Origin of the sequence: Clostridium lacusfryxellense, from assembly GCF_018861735.1 — a bacterium.
Taxonomy (GTDB): domain Bacteria; phylum Bacillota; class Clostridia; order Clostridiales; family Clostridiaceae; genus Clostridium_AD; species Clostridium_AD lacusfryxellense.
The window spans coordinates 14,299-34,643 of the sequence record NZ_JAHLEB010000016.1 but is presented as its reverse complement, the minus strand read 5'-3'; the positions used below and the strand labels follow the sequence as shown (position 1 = coordinate 34,643).

15 protein-coding genes are annotated in these 20,345 nt (G+C 32.7%); 13 read left to right on the top strand and 2 right to left on the bottom strand.

Annotated elements, in window-relative coordinates:
• The first annotated feature begins 110 nt into the window (after window positions 1-110).
• Window positions 111-1,352 carry an MFS transporter gene (locus KPL55_RS11140; RefSeq protein ID WP_216306792.1) on the top strand — a complete coding sequence of 414 codons (1,242 nt, stop codon included), beginning with the start codon at window positions 111-113 and terminating at the stop codon, window positions 1,350-1,352.
• Window positions 1,353-1,702: 350 nt separating this feature from the next.
• On the opposite strand, the gene KPL55_RS11135 is transcribed toward KPL55_RS11140, so the two are convergent.
• Window positions 1,703-2,458, bottom strand: a complete 756-nt coding sequence (locus tag KPL55_RS11135) for a MurR/RpiR family transcriptional regulator (protein ID WP_216306791.1) — start codon at window positions 2,456-2,458, stop codon at window positions 1,703-1,705.
• A gap of 274 nt (window positions 2,459-2,732) precedes the next feature.
• Here KPL55_RS11135 and KPL55_RS11130 point away from each other — a divergent pair, with 274 nt between their 5' ends.
• The 8 genes from KPL55_RS11130 to KPL55_RS25960 all read left to right on the top strand — a co-directional run bounded on the left by KPL55_RS11130 (window position 2,733) and on the right by KPL55_RS25960 (window position 11,552).
• A complete protein-coding gene (locus tag KPL55_RS11130; RefSeq protein ID WP_246599404.1) occupies window positions 2,733-4,205 on the top strand; it encodes an FAD-binding oxidoreductase in 1,473 nt (490 codons plus the stop codon).
• A 127-nt stretch (window positions 4,206-4,332) separates the two neighbouring features.
• A complete protein-coding gene (locus tag KPL55_RS11125; RefSeq protein ID WP_216306789.1) occupies window positions 4,333-5,622 on the top strand; it encodes an MFS transporter in 1,290 nt (429 codons plus the stop codon).
• A complete protein-coding gene (locus KPL55_RS11120; protein WP_216306788.1) occupies window positions 5,600-6,394 on the top strand; it encodes an electron transfer flavoprotein subunit beta/FixA family protein in 795 nt (264 codons plus the stop codon). Before KPL55_RS11125 ends, KPL55_RS11120 begins: the two co-directional genes overlap by 23 nt.
• A gap of 2 nt (window positions 6,395-6,396) precedes the next feature.
• A complete protein-coding gene (locus KPL55_RS11115) occupies window positions 6,397-7,341 on the top strand; it encodes an electron transfer flavoprotein subunit alpha/FixB family protein (RefSeq protein ID WP_216306787.1) in 945 nt (314 codons plus the stop codon).
• Between the two features lie 11 nt (window positions 7,342-7,352).
• Window positions 7,353-8,129, top strand: a complete 777-nt coding sequence (locus tag KPL55_RS11110; RefSeq protein WP_216306786.1) for an SDR family oxidoreductase — start codon at window positions 7,353-7,355, stop codon at window positions 8,127-8,129.
• 84 nt (window positions 8,130-8,213) lie between these two features.
• Window positions 8,214-9,647 (top strand): FGGY-family carbohydrate kinase, encoded by a 1,434-nt coding sequence (locus KPL55_RS26540; protein WP_216306785.1) that lies wholly within the window; start codon window positions 8,214-8,216, stop codon window positions 9,645-9,647.
• Between the two features lie 161 nt (window positions 9,648-9,808).
• Window positions 9,809-11,356, top strand: a complete 1,548-nt coding sequence (locus KPL55_RS11100; protein ID WP_216306784.1) for a BCCT family transporter — start codon at window positions 9,809-9,811, stop codon at window positions 11,354-11,356.
• A gap of 7 nt (window positions 11,357-11,363) precedes the next feature.
• Entirely contained in the window at window positions 11,364-11,552 is a 189-nt protein-coding gene (locus KPL55_RS25960) for a nucleotidyl transferase AbiEii/AbiGii toxin family protein (RefSeq protein WP_216306853.1), read from the top strand.
• A 557-nt stretch (window positions 11,553-12,109) separates the two neighbouring features.
• On the opposite strand, the gene KPL55_RS11090 is transcribed toward KPL55_RS25960, so the two are convergent.
• On the bottom strand, window positions 12,110-15,166 hold the full coding sequence (locus KPL55_RS11090) for a glycoside hydrolase family 2 TIM barrel-domain containing protein (RefSeq protein ID WP_216306783.1): 3,057 nt from the start codon (window positions 15,164-15,166) through the stop codon (window positions 12,110-12,112).
• 257 nt (window positions 15,167-15,423) lie between these two features.
• Between KPL55_RS11090 and KPL55_RS11085 the strand changes: the two genes are divergently transcribed.
• The 4 genes from KPL55_RS11085 (at window position 15,424) to KPL55_RS11070 (ending at window position 20,264) form a co-directional block, all read left to right on the top strand.
• Window positions 15,424-16,314 carry an AraC family transcriptional regulator gene (locus tag KPL55_RS11085; protein WP_216306782.1) on the top strand — a complete coding sequence of 297 codons (891 nt, stop codon included), beginning with the start codon at window positions 15,424-15,426 and terminating at the stop codon, window positions 16,312-16,314.
• A 109-nt stretch (window positions 16,315-16,423) separates the two neighbouring features.
• Entirely contained in the window at window positions 16,424-18,007 is a 1,584-nt protein-coding gene (locus KPL55_RS11080; RefSeq protein WP_216306781.1) for a response regulator, read from the top strand.
• Window positions 18,008-18,010: 3 nt separating this feature from the next.
• Entirely contained in the window at window positions 18,011-19,735 is a 1,725-nt protein-coding gene (locus KPL55_RS11075; protein ID WP_216306780.1) for a sensor histidine kinase, read from the top strand.
• Between the two features lie 247 nt (window positions 19,736-19,982).
• Window positions 19,983-20,264, top strand: a complete 282-nt coding sequence (locus KPL55_RS11070) for a glycoside hydrolase family 3 protein (protein WP_216306779.1) — start codon at window positions 19,983-19,985, stop codon at window positions 20,262-20,264.
• Window positions 20,265-20,345 lie beyond the last annotated feature (81 nt).

The window sequence follows — 20,345 nt, the reverse complement described above, 5'->3', positions numbered from 1 at the left end:
AGTAGAATATAATAAAAATATATAGTAAATTTATATGTAGAAATTAGGAATTGGATAATAAACATATAAGAACATGATTTTATAATAAAACTAAGTATTGGGGTGAATATATGAAAAAAAAGAAATCGTCTATAGGAACAATATTTTTTACAGTATTTTTAGATCTATTAGGATTAGGTATTATTATTCCAATTTTACCCGCGCTTTTACTTGATCCAGTACATGGCATATTACCAATGACATATTCTTTTTCAACTAGGACCTTAATATATGGCTTTTTAATAGCCTCATATCCACTAGCACAATTCTTCGGCGCACCGATTTTGGGTTCCTTGGCTGATCAGAAGGGGAGGAAAAAATTATTGCTGCTATCACTAATAGGTACAGTTTTTGGTTATACAATTTTTATACTAGGAATACTTGAGGGTAATCTATACCTTTTATTCTTAGGAAGAATTGTTGATGGGTTTACAGGGGGAAATATTGCAATAGCACAGTCTGCAATTGCTGATGTGAGCACAAAAGAAACAAAATCAAGAAACTTTGGTTTAATTGGAATGGCTTTTGGTCTAGGGTTTATTATAGGACCATATATTGGGGGTAAACTTTCCGATTCCACAATAGTTAGTTGGTTTACTTATGCAACTCCATTTTATCTAACTATTATGCTAGCAACTATAAATGTGGTTTTAGTAATATTAAATTTTCCTGAAACCTTAGTAACTAAAAGAATAGTTAAGGTAAATTTATTTACGGGATTCTCAAATATTAAAAAAGCCTTCACTTTTAAAGAGTTAAGAGTTATGTTTTTAGTAGTTTTTTTATTAACAGTAGGTTTTAATTTTTTCACACAGTTTTTCCAAGTGTTTTTGTACGGAAAATTTAAATTTACTCAATCTCAAGTTGGAGATTTTTTTGCTTACATGGGAATATGGATAGCTATTGCACAAGGCGCTATTTTGAGACCACTTTCAAAAAAGTTTAAGCCGGCTAAAATTCTTAGCTTCTCAATAGTTTTATTGGCAATAAGTTTTCCATTTTTATTAGTGCCAAGTGAAAGGGTATGGTTATATTTAGTAGTTCCATTTATAGCCATATTTCAAGGCCTTAACCAACCAAATGGAACAGCTATTATTTCTAACTTAGCAGATGCGGAGAGGCAAGGCGAAATTCTTGGAATTAATCAATCTATTTCAGCCTTAGCACAAGCTGTGCCACCAATTATCGCTGGTTTTGTAACAGCAGTTAATATTAATCTTCCAACTTGGTTTGCTGCGGGAGCTACATTGTTGGCATGGTTAATATTTAAAAAGTTTTTCAAGGAAGAACCGATAATCGAGGAAGATAAGTGAGTAATGGTTAAACAATTTTTCTTGGATCTACTGTAGGAGCTGTCGCAGTCGCAGAAACAGTCTTAAGACCTGTGATAGGCTATAGACTTGAGCTATTTATATAATTCAAGTCTTTTAATGACAGAGATATAGTTAGGCACGGTTTGCCTCCACCAGTAAAACCCACAACTAATTAATTAGTTGTGGGTTTTCTTATGTTTAAATTTATTCCATTGAGATTGGTGAAAACATAAAAGATAATCTAGATTAAAAAAACTTTATGAAATAGAAGAAAATGTTTTTAACAATAATGAATATGTCTTATGAAAAAGCTTCCACCATACATTAATATGATATAAATTATGTAAATACTATATATCTTCTTGCTCAGTATTTATTTGTTTTTGCTCAAAATTATCCTGACGATTATTAAAAATAATACGTTGAATAACTTCCTCTATGAAAATAAAAAAAACGATTCTTGATTTTTCATAGGGTTTTAAAATATCTGGTTGAAGGAATTTTGACATCCAAAAGATCTTACTATAATTAGTTAGTAAGGATTCATTGTATTCTTCAACAATCAATAAAACTTGACAGTTTTTCTCTTTAGCAAGAGTGTTAATTCGTTCGAAAGACTTGAATTTACCTGTTGTAGAAAAAATAACAAGTAGACTTTTGTCATCAAGTAAACTCTCTACAGAAATTTCATCAGGGACAGCAATAACAAACTTATTTGTGTTGATTCTTAATTTGTATTCAAAATATTGGGTAGCAATAAACGAAGGGCCATAACCAAAAAGAATAATCTTTTTATAAGAATTTAACAATTTAATAAATTCATCAACTAAAGATATATCAAAATCATCTATAAAATTTTTAATTCGTTCAAGTTCTACTGAAGATCTGTTTTCTGGAAGGTCCTTACCGTATAAAAAATCAATATATTGTTTGAAATTGTTGAATCCAAGCTTTTTCGCAAATTTGGAAATCTTAGACACCGAACAATCACAGTTTTCAGCTGCTTTTGTTATTGTAATATTTGTAGCAGTTTTTGATAAAGTAATAAGAGTTTCATTAATCATTTTTTCTAAAGGATTCAATTTGTTAAAGTCAATATTTATCATAATCACTATTAGATAATCTCTATAGACAATCTAAATTTACTCCTTATTTTATTAAGTAATTTAGCAATTACTTGTATTTTGATTGTAACACTAGTGAAAGTGTTAGTAAAGTCATTAAATAAGGATATTCAATAAAACGTGGAAAGTTTTCCATATAAATAGAATAATAAAATAAAAAGTGAATAGTTTTCCTAAAAAACGTTGACATACAATTCTGATTATAGTATTCTATTGTTGTAGACCTAATGAATTAGAAATTAAGGAGGCAATGTATATGAATAAGGAAAAAATAATAGAAGATTTGAAGTGCATTTTATTAGAAGAACAAATTAATACGAATTATGATGATTTGTATGATGCATCTGCAGATCGATATAAAAAATATGCAAAAGCTAAAAAAGTACTAGATGTTCCATTACCTACAGCAATTGTGTTCCCAAAGTCTGTGGATGAGGTCAAATCCCTTTTAATGTATTGCAATAAAAACAATGTTAATGTAATCCCAAGAAGTGGTAAGACTGCTACAGAAGGTGGTCTAGAGAACTGGAAGGAACTAACACTTGTAATAGATGGTAAGCACCTGAATAAGATTATTAAAATTGATGAATATAACATGGAAGCAACGGTACAAGCAGGAGTTCCACTACAATTAATTGAAGATGAACTTAGAAAGTTAGGATATACAACAGGACATTCTCCACAATCTAAACCGGTTGCTCAATATGGTGGGCTTGTAGCAACAAGAAGCATTGGACAATTCTCAACTTTATATGGTGGAATTGAAGATATGGTAGTAGGACTAGAATGTGTTTTCCCAGATGGACATATTTCAAGAATTAAGAATGTTTCACGTCGTGCAGGAGGTCCGGATATAAGGCACATTGTTATCGGCAATGAAGGAACATTATGTTATATTACAGAAGTTACGGTTAAAATATTCAAATTTTTCCCGGAGAACAATAAGTTTTATGGATACCTTGTAAAAGATGTTGAATCTGGAATTAAGGTGTTAAGAGAAGTTATGGTTAATGGGTATCGCCCATCTGTTGCTCGAACATATTCGGAGGAAGATGCAAGACAACATTTTTATCACTTTTACAAAGGGAAATGTGTATTGATATTTATGGCTGAAGGAAATAAAGGAATGGTAAATGCTATATGCACAGGAATTGAAGATGCTGCTGAAAAATTCAATGATAGCATTATTGAAAAAGTTGATAGCAAACTTATAGAAGATTGGTTTAATCATTTGAACTGGTCACAGCAAGATATTGATGATGAGTTCCAAGGAATGATTGATAATGATAAGCATGATGGATATACAACTGAAATTTCAGCTAACTGGGAAATGCTTCCTAAAATATATGATAACGTTCTTAACAGGATTAAAAATGAATTTAAGCGTGCAAACGACTTGACAATGCTCGGTGGACATTCATCTCATAGTTACATAAACGGAGCTAATATGTACTTTGTTTATAATTACAATATAAATTGTTCACCGGAAGATGAAATGAGAATATACCACCATCCAATACAAACAATTATTGTAGAGGAAACCCTAAAACTTGGAGGATCTATGTGTCACCACCACGGAATTGGCAAGTTTCGTAACGAATGGACAAAAGCAGAACATGGCAGCGCATATTATATGTTAGAAAAATTAAAAGAAGCTTTTGATCCAAATGGAATTATGAACTTTGGAACTATTTACCCACAAGAAGAAGGCATTAAATATCAAAAATAACTACTGTCATAGGCTTAGGAGTAAATTCTTAAGCCAAACTTATACTCTCCAAGAAAAGGATTACAAGGTTTGAAGTGAGTCTAAAAACGCTTTAAAATAAAAATTAGTTATAGAGGGGGGCAAATGTATGAATAATAAAAATTTCAAAAGGTATTTTCAATTTATGCTAATCGTTTTAGCAGCAGGAGCAATATTCCCTATCATTTATTTGAAGACTAATTATCAGGAAACTCTTTTACAGGTTTTCAATATGACATTACCTCAATTGAATTCTATTTATTCAGTACTCGGAATTGTATGGGTAGTTGGTTATTTCCCGAGTGGGTTATTAAGTGATAAGTTTTCTGCCAAGTGGTTATTATCTATTTCACTTATTGGAACAGCAGCAGCTGGCTTCTGGTTTGCTCAAATTCCTAGTTACAATAATGTAGTTGTTATTTACGGTATATGGGGTATATTCTCCGTATTTACATTCTGGAGTGCTCATATGAAGATTGTTAAATTACTTGCCAAGAAAGAAGAAGAAGGACGATTTTTCGGGATACTTGATGGTGGACGTGGTGTTGTAGAAGCACTACTTGCAAGTCTTGCACTTTATATTTTCACTAAGGTAATAGGAGGCAGTACAGAAATAGCCGATAAGAGGTCAGCTATAGTATCAATTATATATATGTACTCAATAGTGGTATTTGTGGTTGGTATACTTGTTACAATCTTCGTTGAAGATGATAAGAAGGCTGGATATCAAAATGGCGCTAGTACAGTTACTAAACAAAAGGTTAAGTTATCAGATTTTGCAGGGGTATTCAAGAATAAATATGTGTTTATAATGGGTGGAATTATATTCATGTCCTATGCAGTATATTGGACAGTTTATTATCTTGGAGGGTTCTTACAATCTAATGTTGGAGTAGATGCTGTAAGCGTAGCAACTATTATGGTAGTTGTACTTTGGATGAGACCTATAGGTGGAATAATTGGAGGATTTTTAGCAGACAAATTTGGGAAAGAAAAAACTCTTAGTTGTGCACTTTTAGGTGCAGTAGTATGTCTTCTCCTAATAGCGCTTTTACCTACTAGTTTAAGTAAGAACACGTTTTATGTGTTAATAGTACTCGGAGGAATATTCTTATATGCCATTCGTGGTACTTATTGGTCATTACTTGGTGACGCAAAGATTGACGACAAGATAATGGGAGCAGCAATAGGATTAATATCTTTAGTTGGATACTTGCCAGATATTATATTACCGATATTTAATAGTTCTCTATTTAAGACCTTCGGAGACAAAGGTGGATATAATGCATACTTCATAGCAAGTGCAGCAATGGGCGTTGTTGGTATAGTATTAGTAACTGTGTTTACTACTCTTAATAAAAAGGAGAAAGCTAAAGTTGAAAATAATTTGTCTAGTTAAGTTCGTTCCAGATGTGGATAACTTTACGTATGATTATGAAAAAAATGTATTGGTTAGAGAAAATGTAAAGTTAATCCTTAATCCAGAGGATGCCTGTGCCTTAGGCTTTGCTTTGAAAATAAAAGAAAAAAATTTAGAGACTTTTGTTGAAGTAGTTAGTATGGCTCCACAAAGTACTATTCCTCTTATAGAGGATTTGCTGAGACTCAATGTGGATAAAGCAACACTTATATCTGATAAGTTTTATGTGGGCAGTGATACTTATGTAACTAGTAAAATTATAGCTAAGTATTTAAGGGAAGAGGAATATGATTTCATTGTTACTGGAAGTCATTCCTTGGATGGGGATACTGCACACATCCCTTCACAAATCGCTGAAATGTTACAAATTAGTCAGCTATCTAATATTGTGAAGGTTAATGAGGAGAGTTTAGAAAATGATAGTGTGATAGTTATGGTTGATTGTGAAAAAACCTTCTCAAAATACGAGATGGTACTACCAAGTGTTCTAAGTATAGGAAAAGAGAGCAAATATAAATTGCCTTTTGTAAAATATAAGGATTTAGAGCTTGATGTACGAGATAGGATATCAGTGATTACAAATGAAGAATTGAAGTTTCTTCAAGAGGAAGTTGGTACTTCCGGTTCATTAACGAAAGTAAATAGAACCTTTGTCAGGAAGTTTGAAAAGAAAGAAAAAGTGGTTGTGCATAATGATGATGAAGGAATTGAAGTGGTGTATAAATTTTTAAAATATAAAGGATTTGTTTGATTATGAATAGAAGTTTAATCTATTTTGATGAAGAAGATTTTCAAAATTCCATAGATTTATTAGAAGTAGTAAATCAGATTTATAAAGATCGTGAGTATGAAACCTATGCTATTTGTTTTAATCATAATGATAGGGTAATTGATGGGAAATTTGATTATCTAATTACCATTCAAAATCAAGAGATAAAGAATTATGATGTTCAAAACATAACAAATTGTATAGAAGAATTACATCATATTTATGATTTTGATAGCATACTAATTCCGGCCACCTACTTAGGTAGAATGCTTGCACCAAAATTATCAATGAGACTTAAAGTTGGCTTGGTTGCAGATGTTACAGCCATTGAGCATAATAATGGTAAAGTAGAGATGGTAAGACCTGCATTTGGTGGTAAAATTTTTGCTGGTATTGTTAACAGGAATTGTAAGACCATTATGATGAGTGTAAGACCAAATGTATTTGTCTATACATCAGATACTTTGAAGAAAACAGAAAAAATTAACTTTAAACCAACCACCGTGGAACCAAGCAAAATTAAACTACTTACAACAATAGAAAAAGAAAATATAAAAGATATAAGAGAAAGTGAAGTTTTGGTTTCTGGTGGAGGGGGTGTAATAGAAGATTTTGAACATCTATATATCTTAGCCCATGAATTGAATGGAATGGTGTCTGCGAGTAGAAGTATCATTGATAGTGGTATTGCTTCTCGAAGTATTCAAGTAGGGCAATCAGGAAAAACTGTGAGTCCTAAATTATACATTGCATTAGGCATTTATGGATCACTTCAACATATTGAAGGATTAAAAAATGTTGAAAATATAATTTCTGTAAATATAAATAAGGATGCGCCTATTTGTAGTTTGGCAGATATTGTTGTTGAAGGAGATGCCATAGAGTTTATTGATAAATTAGTAGAAAAAATAAATAAAAATAGAATTTAGGGGGAATAAAAATGAATATCACAGATTTTAAAATGGATTATTTTTCTTTAAAAGGTAAAAATGCAATTGTAACTGGTGGAAACACTGGCCTGGGTCAAGCGTTTTCTCTATCACTGGCAAAAGCAGGAGCAAATATATTTATGCCAAGTTTTATGCCAGATGACGTTGAATTTAATAAATTAATCGAAGCAGAAGGCGTAAAAGCGATATATATGGAAGGTGACATAACAAAACCAGGTGTTCCTAAGGCAATAATTGATAAATGTGTTGAAACATTAGGCTCAGTGGATATTTTAGTAAACTGTGCAGGAATCTGTTTAATTAAACCAGTACTAGAGTTTGGTAGAAAAGAATGGGATCCAATGATAGCTATTAATCTTACAGCAGCATTTGAAATGACTCATGAAGCTATACAATATATGATTCCACAAAAGAGCGGTAAGATTATTAACATCTGTTCAATGTTCTCTTTCCTCGGCGGACAATGGTCACCAGCTTATACTGCTTCAAAGGCTGGCATCGCTGGCTTAACGAGAACATATGCTGATGAATTAGCACAATATAATATCCAAGTTAATGGTATTGCGCCCGGATATTTTAAAACTAAAGCTGCAGAATTTTCAATGAATGATCCAGAAAGAAACAAAAGGATTATGGATCATACACCAGAGGGAAGATGGGGAGATGTTCACGATTTAATGGGATCAACAGTATTCTTAGCAAGTAAGGCTTCTCAATTTGTAAATGGTCATGTTTTAGCAGTTGATGGTGGTTACTTATTGAGATAATCAAATAACAATTGCATACAAAACTAAGGTTTTTGTTTTAATAAAAACCTTAGTTTATTACAAAAATTTTTAGGGGGAAAACAAGTGAGCGATAAATATGTAATTGGTGTAGATAGTGGTTCCCAAAGTACAAAAGTTTTTATTTTTAATCAAAAGGGTGAAGTTATTTGTAGCGTGAGCCAAGGGCTTAATCCAATGATGGCAAGAAAAGCTGGTTACGTTGAACATCCAGATGATGATTTATGGGATAGTCTTAAGATTGTATTCCCAAAAGTAATGAAGGAATTTAAAGGCGATGTTAAAGATATTGTAGGCCTTGGACTTTGTTCTATTCGTTGCTGCAGAGTATTTATGAAGAAAGATGGAACACTTGCAGCACCAGTTATGAGTTGGATGGATGTGCGTTCGTATGCAAAATTTGAAGATAATTCAGAAATTGGATATACATGTCCAACTTCAGGATATTTAACACATCGCTTGACAGGAGAATTTAAGGATACGGCTGCAAACGCTTTCCAATGGCAATTTCCTGTAGATATGGATACATGGGACTGGTCTAAAGATGAAGAATACTTCAAGGGTTTTAATATTCCTAAAGAAAAATTATTAGAACTTCAGATGCCAGGAACAATACTTGGACATATAACTGAGGAAGTGGCAAAAGAAACAGGACTTCCAGCTGGACTTCCAGTTGTTGCTACTGCTAATGATAAAGCAGTAGAAGCTCTTGGGTGTGGGCTTATAGAGCCTAATGTGGGACTTATTTCTTTGGGCACATATATAGCTTCTATGGTTTGTGGTAGTAAAAATGAACCTGCACCTTCTAATTTCTTTACAAATTTATCATGTATTCCAAATGAGTATTTGTATGAGAGTAATGGTGTCAGACGAGGAATGTGGTTAATTTCTTGGTATAAGAGCATTATTGGTGAAGAATATGCTGCTAGAGCAAAAAGCGCGGGATACTGCGTGGAAGATTATTTAGAAAAAGAAGCTGTAAATGTACCAGCAGGTTGTGATGGATTATTAACAATTCCCGATTGGCTTGCACCAGCAGACAAATTATATAAAAAAGGGGTTATTCTTGGATTTGATGAACGTCATACAAGAGGGCATATCTACCGCTCATTACTAGAGGGGATTGCATTAACATTAAAGAATCACTATGATGCTATGACATGTGAACTAGGTATTAAACCTGAAAAGATTATTATATCTGGTGGTGGCTCAAATAGTGACTTATATATGCAAATTTTTGCAGATATATATGGTGTAAAGACTGTTAGAAATAAAGTGAATGGTTCAGCAGCATTAGGATCAGCAATTTGTGTTGCTGTTGCTACTGGTTTGTATAAGGATTTTGATGAAGCAGTTAATAATATGGTAAAACAAAAAGATGAATTTATTCCAAATGAGGATAATCATAAGATATACAATAAAATAAATTCACAAGCTTATCGTGATATACCTAAACTTATGGAAGAAACATTAAAAACAGTTTATGATGCATGTAATTAATAATAGTGTTAGATTACCCAGGTTTATGTGCAGCTGCCGAAGCTGTGCAAGACCTGGGAAATTTGTTTATAGTTGCTCCAATATTTCAATAAATAAGTATGGAGTCATCATTTCCAAAGAGTAAAGATGTTGTAATTAGATTATACTAGGAGGGGTTATTAATGAAAAAGATAAAACCTATAGTGTTTTTCCCCCCAGTTATTCTATTGTTAGCAGCGGTAATTATGAGTTTTGCTAATAAAGATGCTTTCGGAAAAATAGTGAATGATGCTAATACATGGATATTAGTAAATTTTGGTTGGTTGTTTAATCTAAGTGGAATCATTTTTTTGATAATTGTTGTAGGATTATATTTTTCCCCTTTTGGAAAGGTGAAAATTGGAGGTTCTAAAGCTAAACCAATGCTTGGTAAATTTGAGTGGTTCTCAATCACTCTAACTACAGGTATTGCTATTGGAATACTCTTTTGGGCGACTGCGGAGCCAATGTATCATTTAGTAGCACCTCCAGCATCATTAGGTATAACACCAAATTCACCTCAGGCAGCAATATTCTCATTATCAACATTAATGCTTCATTGGACTTTTACACCATATGCTATATATACGATTCCTACAATTATATTTGCTTTTGTATATTACAATATGAAAAAGCCTTATAGCATAGGATCAACATTATATCCTTTGCTTGGAGAAAAATCCTATGGAATTGGGGGTCAGGGAATTGATGCTATATGCCTTTTTGCGTTAGTAGCAGGCATGGCAGCTTCACTTGGAACAGGAGTACTTACAGTTTCTGGAGGCCTTAGTTATTTATTTGGAATTAAGAGTAATACAACGTTATGGCTTTTTGTTGATATAGCTATAGTGGTAGCCTTCGTAATTTCAGCAGTTACAGGACTTATGAATGGGGTTAAGAATCTTTCTCAGATAAATACATGGATATTTATTGGGCTTGCAATATTTATATTTGTTGTAGGTCCAACAGTATATATACTTAATTTAAATGTAGAATCTTTTGCTAACTATATATCTCATTTTCTTGAAAAAAGTCTATTTACTGGTATTGTTGAAGGAGATCCATGGCCAAAGGGATGGACAATGTTCTACTGGGCAAATTGGCTTGCATGGTCTCCCATAACCGGATTATTTCTTGGTAGAATTTCTTACGGATACAGAGTTAAGGACCTTATTATGACAAACTTCTTTCTTCCATCAGTTTTTGGATTGATGTGGATGTCTATATTCGGAGGAGGAGCGATATTTTCTCAGTTGCATGGTGTTCCAATAGCCAGAGCAGTAATGAAACAAGGACCGGAAGCAGCTGTTTATCTTTTCTTATCTAATTACCCACTGGCATCTATGATTATACCTATTTTTATATTCGCCGCATTCTTATCTTATGTTACAGGAGCAGATGCCATGACTTCTTCCATGGGTGGAATGAGTACTACTGGTATATCACCAGAAAGTCCAGAACCTTCAATGTTAATGAAAATATTTTGGGGGGTTCTTCTCTGCGTTGTATCATGGGTAATGCTATCATTTGCAGGGATAGACGGTATAAAGATGTTATCTAATCTTGGAGGATTTCCATCAATGTTTCTTGAATTAGCTATGGCATATTGTATTATATTAGTGGCTAAAAATCCTAAGAAATTTGATTCATTTAAAGAAGATTATACAAAAGATGGTAAACCGATAGATTAATTAAGAAATCATAAAGATAATCTTTGATGATATAACAATTCAGGTTTTTGAATATAATCTTAAAACGGTGCTTACTGAAAAGCTGGATACAATGGTCTCTAGGAACGACAGAATGAGAGATTTTTATGATGTTTATATTTTGACAAAGCTACAGGCGGGAAATATTAAGCTACCAAAATTAAAACCCGGCCAGTAGGGGCTTAGTAGAGGGGATTTTAAAGTACTGACTACACTCGTAGATGCCTAGGTGTTATGGCTTTCGGACAGGGGTTCGACACCCCTCGCCTCCACCAGTGAAACCCTCGACTAATTAATTTAGTTGAGGGTTTATTCTGATTTAGTTAGATTATTGGGATAATTAGTGAACTACATCGTAACATGGTTTTTGAAAGGTAAAAAATAAATAGTGGTGTAGTGATGAATTTATGGTAGAAAAACTGAAAGGCAAAATTTAAATGAAGCTACATTTAAAAAATACTTAATAAAAACATTAAGAATTACTAAATGCTGTAAACTTGAGATAACACAAAGAGATGTTTATGCTATAAATGGTAATATTAATAAAGGAAAGAGGTATGTGCAAATAACACGAGAAGCTGTAGATGAGTACAGGCAGCATTAATTTATTTAAACACATAAAACACAGAGTTAACGGATGATACTGTAGTTGGATTTAGTTTTACAGTATCCGTTGTTAAGTCTGTGTTTTATTTTTCAAGATTTACTTTAAATTATTTAACTGTCTCTTTAAATTTACTCAAAGAAAATAGTAAACTCCAAAGTGTAATTTTGTGCAGCTACCTTTTCACTGTCCTTAAGCATAGAGCTCCAACCCATATCACTGCCAATGCCGCTATGGGCAGCATCAATATGCAAATAGCTTTGCTTTCTTCGTATAAGTTCGTGTTCATGTTTTGCATTTTTGTAATCCTGGATGGTATTGTGGTGTACATCAAAGTGAAATGGTATTGGTGCAGTAATTTTTAAAGTTTTTCCATCGCCGTTCATTAATGTAATCCATCGAGTTTCTTCATGACCACCATTTTCGGAAGGTGGAATAAAGGCAAAGTGTTCATCCTCAACATTATTATTAAATACCCCAAGTTTTGCAGAATGGTTTCTATCAATGTAGTTTTCCACAGGTCCAAGTCCAAAATACTCTAAAGTCTCGAAACCTTCAGGAATCACTAATTCTAAACCAACCCTTGGCAAGTCTCTTAGTGAAGGATCAATATTAAAGTTAGTTTGAACTTTTATTTCGCCATCTTTATTAATGGTATAGCTTGTTAGAACAATAATTCCAAAAGAATTCGTAGTAAATTTAACTTCACGCACAACTTCAACTAAAGCCTTTGACAATCCTACAGGTTCAGCAGAAATATTTTTGAGTGTGGTGTTTGTATTTTTGATATCAAACGCGTCCCAGATCGAGTACCTTCCCCATCCTTTTCTAGCATCAATTCCTGTTAGTGGCCTCGTTAGGCACTCTTTGGGACCAAGGTTCAAATATTCCACCCCGTTTTTGATATAAGAAAGAATCAGTCCGGTGGTTTTGTCAAAGGTGATAACAAAATTGGTTCCAATTATTTTTATTATATCCTCAGTACTTTCTATAGAAATTTTGTTTTTGGCTATTTTATGTTCAAGTTTATATGAAGGCCCATATTCACAGACACCACTTTCCAGTCTAAACTGATAACAGCCCAGTTCATAGCCTGCGGTGGCATAAACAGATTCCTTTGCGTACGTTACACTGAATTCCACATGGTATTCACAATTTGGTTTTTTATCAATATGCTCTGAGAAGCTAGCATTTATCTCTTCTCCTGCTTTTAGATAAGGTAGTTCAAACAAACCTGTTTTTAATATATATCCATCCTCTCTAACTGCATAGGCTACCACATAAGGATTTGTATCCAAAACAAGATTTCTATTTTTTATTGTAAAATTTCCCATATATTCGTCCAAAACCCAAGCATTATCTTCTGATTTTTCTTCAAAAATAATTGGACAATAAATTTGCTTGACCTCCACTGCTACAGGCTTTAGTGTAAGATCTGGTAAGACTATTCCATTACTGGTCATAAAACCTGGACTTTCAAAGTCTACCACACTTTCGCCCAAATCCCCACCATAGCAAAAGTAATCCTCATCATCAGCAGTTTTAGAAACAAGACATTTATCCTGAAAGTCCCATATATATCCACCTTGAAATCTTTTATAGTTCTCAATTAAATCATAAAACTTATGCATACCTCCTCCGGAATTTCGTATTTGATATAAGTATTCTACTAGTACAATGGGTCTTATATCTACAGCATCTGTAAGCATGTGTAAAATATGTTTTTGCGATGCATACATATTGCCTCTAACATCAGAAATATTCTTTCCTGGTTCCCCAGCTTCATATTGGCATAAACGGGAAGGGTCATATTCCCGAGTCCATCCAGCCATTCCTGCATGGTTTGCACCTACTCCACTTTCATTTCCAAGAGACCAAGAGTATATGGAAGGATGATTTTTATGGGTAAGCACCATTCGAATTGCTCTTTCCAAAAAATTCGTTCCCCAGGCAGGGTTATGAGACAATGAACCCATTACTCCATGAGTTTCTAAATTACATTCGCAAACAAGCAAAATTCCCAGCTCATCACACAAGTCATACCACATAGGATCATCCGGATAATGGCAGGTTCTTACTGAGTTTATATTAAGTCTTTTCATAAGCTTTATTTCTTCCAACATGTGTTCAACTGCAACAGTGCGACCACCATAGGCTTCATGTTCATGTCGATTGACGCCTCTAACAATTAACCTATTACCGTTTAACAATATAACGCCGTCTAAGATTTCAATTTTCTTAAATCCTATCCTAGAGCTTTCAAAATCAACTTCATCATTGGTTGGGGATATTAAAGTCATTACAGCTTTGTATAAAGTAGGCGTTTCTGGCGTCCACTGCTTAATATTTTTAATATTTAGTTGAATTCTTGCTGTGTTGGAGGTAGGAGTTTCATAGCAGCGATAGTTAGCCTGTGGATTTATAACCGAAGTTCCACTTTCCAGTAAATTACCTTCCATATCAAATAAATCTAGTTTTACCTTATAATTTGCAAAACCATTAAAACGGTTGATGATTACATCTGCTTTTACATTTCCAAAGCCATAGTAGAGATCGGGAATTGCATCTATTTTAAAGTCAACAATCCTTGCTTTGGGTTTTGCATATAGGGAAACAGAGCGGAAAATTCCAGAAAGGTACCAGTAGTCCTGATCTTCAAGATATGTGCTTTCTGCAAAACGCATGACTTGCACCGCAATGGTATTTTCGCCTTCTTTTATAAAATTGGTTATGATAAATTCACTTGGCAATTTACTGTCTTGTGAATAGCCCACCTCTTTCCCATTAATCCAGAGATAATAAACTGTTTCTACACCATTGAAATGAATGAAGACATCTTTTCCTAACCACTCAGAAGAAATATTGAATTTCCTAAAATAGCACCCTGTGGGATTTTCTTCTGGAATGTACGGAGGATTTGGAAGGCCGCGTGCATCTTCCTCATTAGTGGGGTGTATGACTTGTTTATCTTTTGTATAATAATTCCATGGAAATACTGTATTAGTGTAAATTGGCTCTCCGAAACCTTGTAATTCCCAGTTTCCGGGAACTTTAATATCTTTCCACTGGCTGTGGCTATAATCATTCTCAAAGAATGCGTCTGTCATTGTAGGTTTTGAATAATAGGCAAATTTCCAAGTCCCATCTAAAGAATCTGTCCACTTGGACAAAGAGCGATTACAACTCATTGATTGAAGTCCGGTTTCATAAGCACCCCAGGGAGCATGAGATTCTTCTCTGTTGATGGAAGTGACATTTAAATTTTCCCAATCTTTTTTTGTATGAAACTTTTGAAAGTTATTCATATATGCCTCCTTGATATTTCATTATTATAATTATACCCCTCTAATATACTAAATGAAATTTGCAATATTGCTTATATTGATATAATATATTGCTAATGACGAAGTATTTTTTTAATTATTATAGTAGGAGGAATGAAGTTTTGATCAAAAATAATGCAATAGAGGAAACCATCTCATACAACAAAAAGTCATTTTACACTCCTCAGGATATTATAGAAAAGGAATCTCAAAACGAGATTTTAGGAAACCTTCTACTCACATGGGCAGGATGCTATACAAAAGCATATGGACATGTGGTAAATAATCGTATACTCAAGGATTATGTTATAATTTATTGCGTAGGCGGTGGAGGTTGGCTAAAAATTAATGAAAAGCAATGGATTATAAAGAAGGGAGATTTCTTTGTTTGCCCACCAAATATTCCTCACTCCTATGGTGCGGATAATAAAGATCCTTGGAGTAAATATTGGATCCATTTTAGGGGTCGAAGTGCAAGTTCGTATATGAATTTGATTGGCATTTCAACTTCAAATCCTGTAATTCATACAGGTAGTAATGCGAAAATATTATCTTGGCTTGTGGATATTTTTAGAATATTATCTATGGGTTATACTCAAAGTAATTTGATTTTTGCAACATCATACTTAAGTAATATTCTAAGTTATATAAGTAGTTTAGCTATGAACTCAGAGTTAAATAAATATGATAATATCAATATAGAAAAGATCATTACCTATATGCTTGACAATATATCGGGGAATCTAAATCTGAATCAATTATCGGATTATGCAAGCATTTCAAGATACCACTTTGTTCGAGTATTTAAAGAAAAAACGGGGTATTCGCCGATGGACTATTATATAAGACTTAAAATACAAAAGGCATGTGAGCTTTTGGAATCATCTGCATCTAAAATCAACTGCGTAAGCTCAGTTTTAGGCTTTGCTAATCCTTACTATTTTTCTTCTACTTTTAAAAGAATTGTAGGACAATCGCCTAAGTACTATAGGGAAATGGTTCATCACCATTGAAATCTTTACTTTGTAACAAGCACGGTTATGTAATTGATATAACTAAAACAAAATGTTATACTAATTTTAAATAAAAGTTTTTGAAAGTTTAAAGTTTGGGGGATTGACAATGAGCTATAAGGTACTGTTGGTAGATGATGAACTAGTTGATCTTGAATGGTTAAAGAGAAGAGTGGATTGGCCAGAGCTAAATCTTGAAGTTATAGCTACTGCGAATAGTGGATTCTCTGCATTACGTATATTAAAGGAGCAACAAGTTGATATATTGATTTCAGACATAAAAATGCCTATAATGTCAGGGCTAGAACTTGCCCAAAAGGCTAAGGAAATAAGGCCCAACTTAAAGATAGCTTTTATAAGTGGTCATGAAGATTTTGCTTATGCAAGGCAAGCTATAAGGCTAAATGCCTTTGGTTATGTTTTAAAACCAGTAAAAGATCAGGAACTATTGGAATTATTACAATCTATAAGAGATGTTTTGAATAACGAAAATGTGAATGCTAACCCTAATATTAAGTTTAAGGATACGATAACTCTTTTTAAAGATGAGATGTTACATCAATGGCTTAGTGGAACTAATAAAAATGTAGATTGCGAATTACTTGAATATTATGGAATAATAGTCAAGGGTTCCAAGTGCAATGCTGCTGTTATTGAAGTGGATGATGTCAAGTCGAAACTTAGCCTATACAATGACAATGAGAGAATTGAGATACTTCATAAGTGTACAGATATGATTGTTGACTATATAAATTATGAGCATCTAGGTTATTATTATTTTTATGACGAAAGACTTATTACAATTATATTAAAGGAATTTGATCCAGCAGTTCTAAATTACTTATTAATGAGGTTAGTTGAAAAAATCAAGAAAAACTCCACTTTAACAATTACCATAGGGCTAAGTGGAGAGTGTGAAAGCGTGGAGGATTTACCTAAATATTACAAAAATGCTAAGGAAGCATTGGAATACAAGATGTTTATTGGTAAAAGTAAGCTTGTATGTTACGAAAATTTACCTAAAGTGCAATTTAAAAGTCAAGTAGATATAGAATTTAAATTAAAAACCATTTTTAGTTCTATAATAGAAAATAATCTACTGAAATTAAATGATTCTGTAGAGGACTTATTTCACGATGTAAAGGATTTCCGAACAAAGAAAGCTGTATATAATTTTACAATTAATTTTATATCAAGGCTTGAGGCTATGTTACAAAAGAATGGCGATGATGTCCATAATATTTTTGAGCAGCAGTTAATAAACTTTGAGATAGCTGAAAATTTTGAGACTATTGAAGATATAAAGGATTGGCTGGTAATGAAACTATCTAATGTTTCTAAGAAATTATCAGAAAGAAATCAAAATAAAGACAAGAAGATAATTAATGATATGAAAAAATATGTTGAAGATCATATTGAAGATAAAATACATCTTAAAGAGGTGGCAGATTATTTCGGATTTTCACCTAATTATCTAGGTCATATGTTTAAAGAAGCAACAAACGAAAAATTTGGTGATTATTTGATAGGTGTAAGTATGGAAAGAGCTGGAAAGTATCTTCTGGATCCATTAATTAAAATTTATGAAATATGTGATCGGGTTGGATATAGAAATATATTATATTTTAATCGACAATTTAAGGAACATTACGGGATGACTCCAACAGATTATCGAAAGAGAAATAGGGTGTAAGATTTGAGCATATATAAAACAAAATCAAAAATTAAGAAATATTTTCTATCTTTTACTAATAAATTAATGTTGTTGTATTTAATTTTAGTGCTTTTATCAGATGTTATTATTGGTGTGTATTCCTATACAGCACTCACGAATTCTAGAACTAGTTATATTAAAGAAGATCTTACTAAGGTACTTCAACAAACAAGGGACAATGTGGATACTCAGATAGGAGATGTACAAAGAATTTCCAATCAATTGTTTGATGATTATAGTCTTCAAAATATTCTTAGTAGTAAGTCAGATGCATATGGGTTATATGATTTAACTAGGTTATATTTAATTCCAGTTTTAAAGTCGAATGCAAACCTATCGCTTAATCCTATTTCTATAAATATTTACACACAAAATAATAATATGAGTGAGAGTTATACACCAACAGATAGACCTTTATCTAATGATAGAAGTTATAATATTTATAATTCATCACGAATTTACAGCAAGTCGTGGTATTTAAATATTATAAAGGAAAATGAGGATAATGTATGGAGACAGGTAGAAAATGATGCAAAAAATCATAATATATCTCTACTTAGAAAATTTATAAGTTATGATAATTTTGAACAAATTGGTTATCTAAGAATTGTTGTAAGCATGAAGGATTTGTTTAAATCAATTAACTCTTACAAGGTTGAAGAGAATTCAAAGTTATATCTTATTGAAAACAAGGGGAATACAATAGTATATAGCAGTAATGGAGACTCTATAGTAGAAAAAATTAAGGATAAAGCAGATGATGATTTTGTAATAAAAAAAGATCTGTATGGAGGTAAGTGGAGCCTTGTAGCTTTGGTGTCACAATCTGAATTACATGCTGAGGCATCAAAAATTAGAAATGTAACTATATTAATATGTTCATTAACGTTTATTATTGTATCTATATTAGGAATTTTCATATCAAAAAGATTTGATAAAAAAGTGAAAAACATTGTAATTAGTATAAGAAGCTTTAAAGAGGGAGAACTTACAAAAAGAATTAAATATACAGGGGAAGATGAGTTTGGATATATATCGTCGACTTTTAATAAGATGGCAGATAACATCCAAGAACTTATAGAAGAGGGTTATATTACAGAAATAAATAAAAAGGCAATAGAGCTGGAGGCTCTACAATCTCAGATAAATCCTCACTTCTTATATAATACTTTATCTTCAATTAATAGCTTAGCTAATTTGGGAGAGATAAACAAGGTAAGTGAAATGGTATCATCTCTTGTAAAATTTTATAGGCTTACTTTAAATAAAGGTAAGGCTGTTATGGCGGTAGGGGAAGAGCTTGAACAAGTTAAGGCATATATAGATATTCAGGAAATAAAGTATGGAAATAGATTTAAAATAAGCTATGACATTGATGAAAAAGTTCTTAAATGTACTACGCTGAAGTTAATTCTCCAACCTTTTGTTGAGAATGCATTAAATCATGCTTGGTATGAAGAGAATATTCATATTAGGATAGTTGCAGAAATGACTAATGAGAGTATCATATTTAAGGTAATAGATAATGGAATAGGAATGAAAAAAGAAACTATTTCACTTATTTTTAACCCTAAAGGGGAATCACTAGGGTATGGTATACGGAATGTGAATGATCGAATCAGGCTTCACTATGGAAAGCAATATGGTGTTAGTATATTTAGCAGAATTGGCATTGGAACAACCATAAAGATTATAATCCCGAAATAACAATAGAAATAACAATAACAATAACAATAGCAATAGCAATAGTAAAAAGCACAAATGGTAACCTCCATTTGTGCTTTTTTATGTATAACTAATTTAAATATAAATAGTTGTTTTAATATTGTATTTCGTTGATTTAAGCAATAGTAAAGCTTATTAAAAGTAAGTATACTTGTATTAGAAAGATGAATTCGTAGCACTACATATACTAAAGAAACAGCAAATTTAAGCATAACGGAGGTTTAAAAAAATGGAGACCTATAAGAATCCGCAATCAAGCATTTTGGAAAGGGTAGATGATTTACTTTTAAGGATGACCATTGAAGAAAAAATAGGGCAACTCACTCAAGTGCCAGCGGGCACGGAGAATACTGAGGAAGTAGATTGCCTAATAAAAGCGGGAAGGGTTGGGTCGAGAATATTAGCTTTCACCGCCCATGCAGGTAGTGAAGAACAGCTTATTGTAGATATTACTGAAAGTAATGAAGCTCAGCGCATAGCTGTAGAAGAAAGCAGACTTGGATACCTGTAATAAATGGTAAAGATGTAATACATGGATATCGTACTTCATTTCCAGTACCATTGGCCCAAGCAGCAAGCTTTGATCCACAAC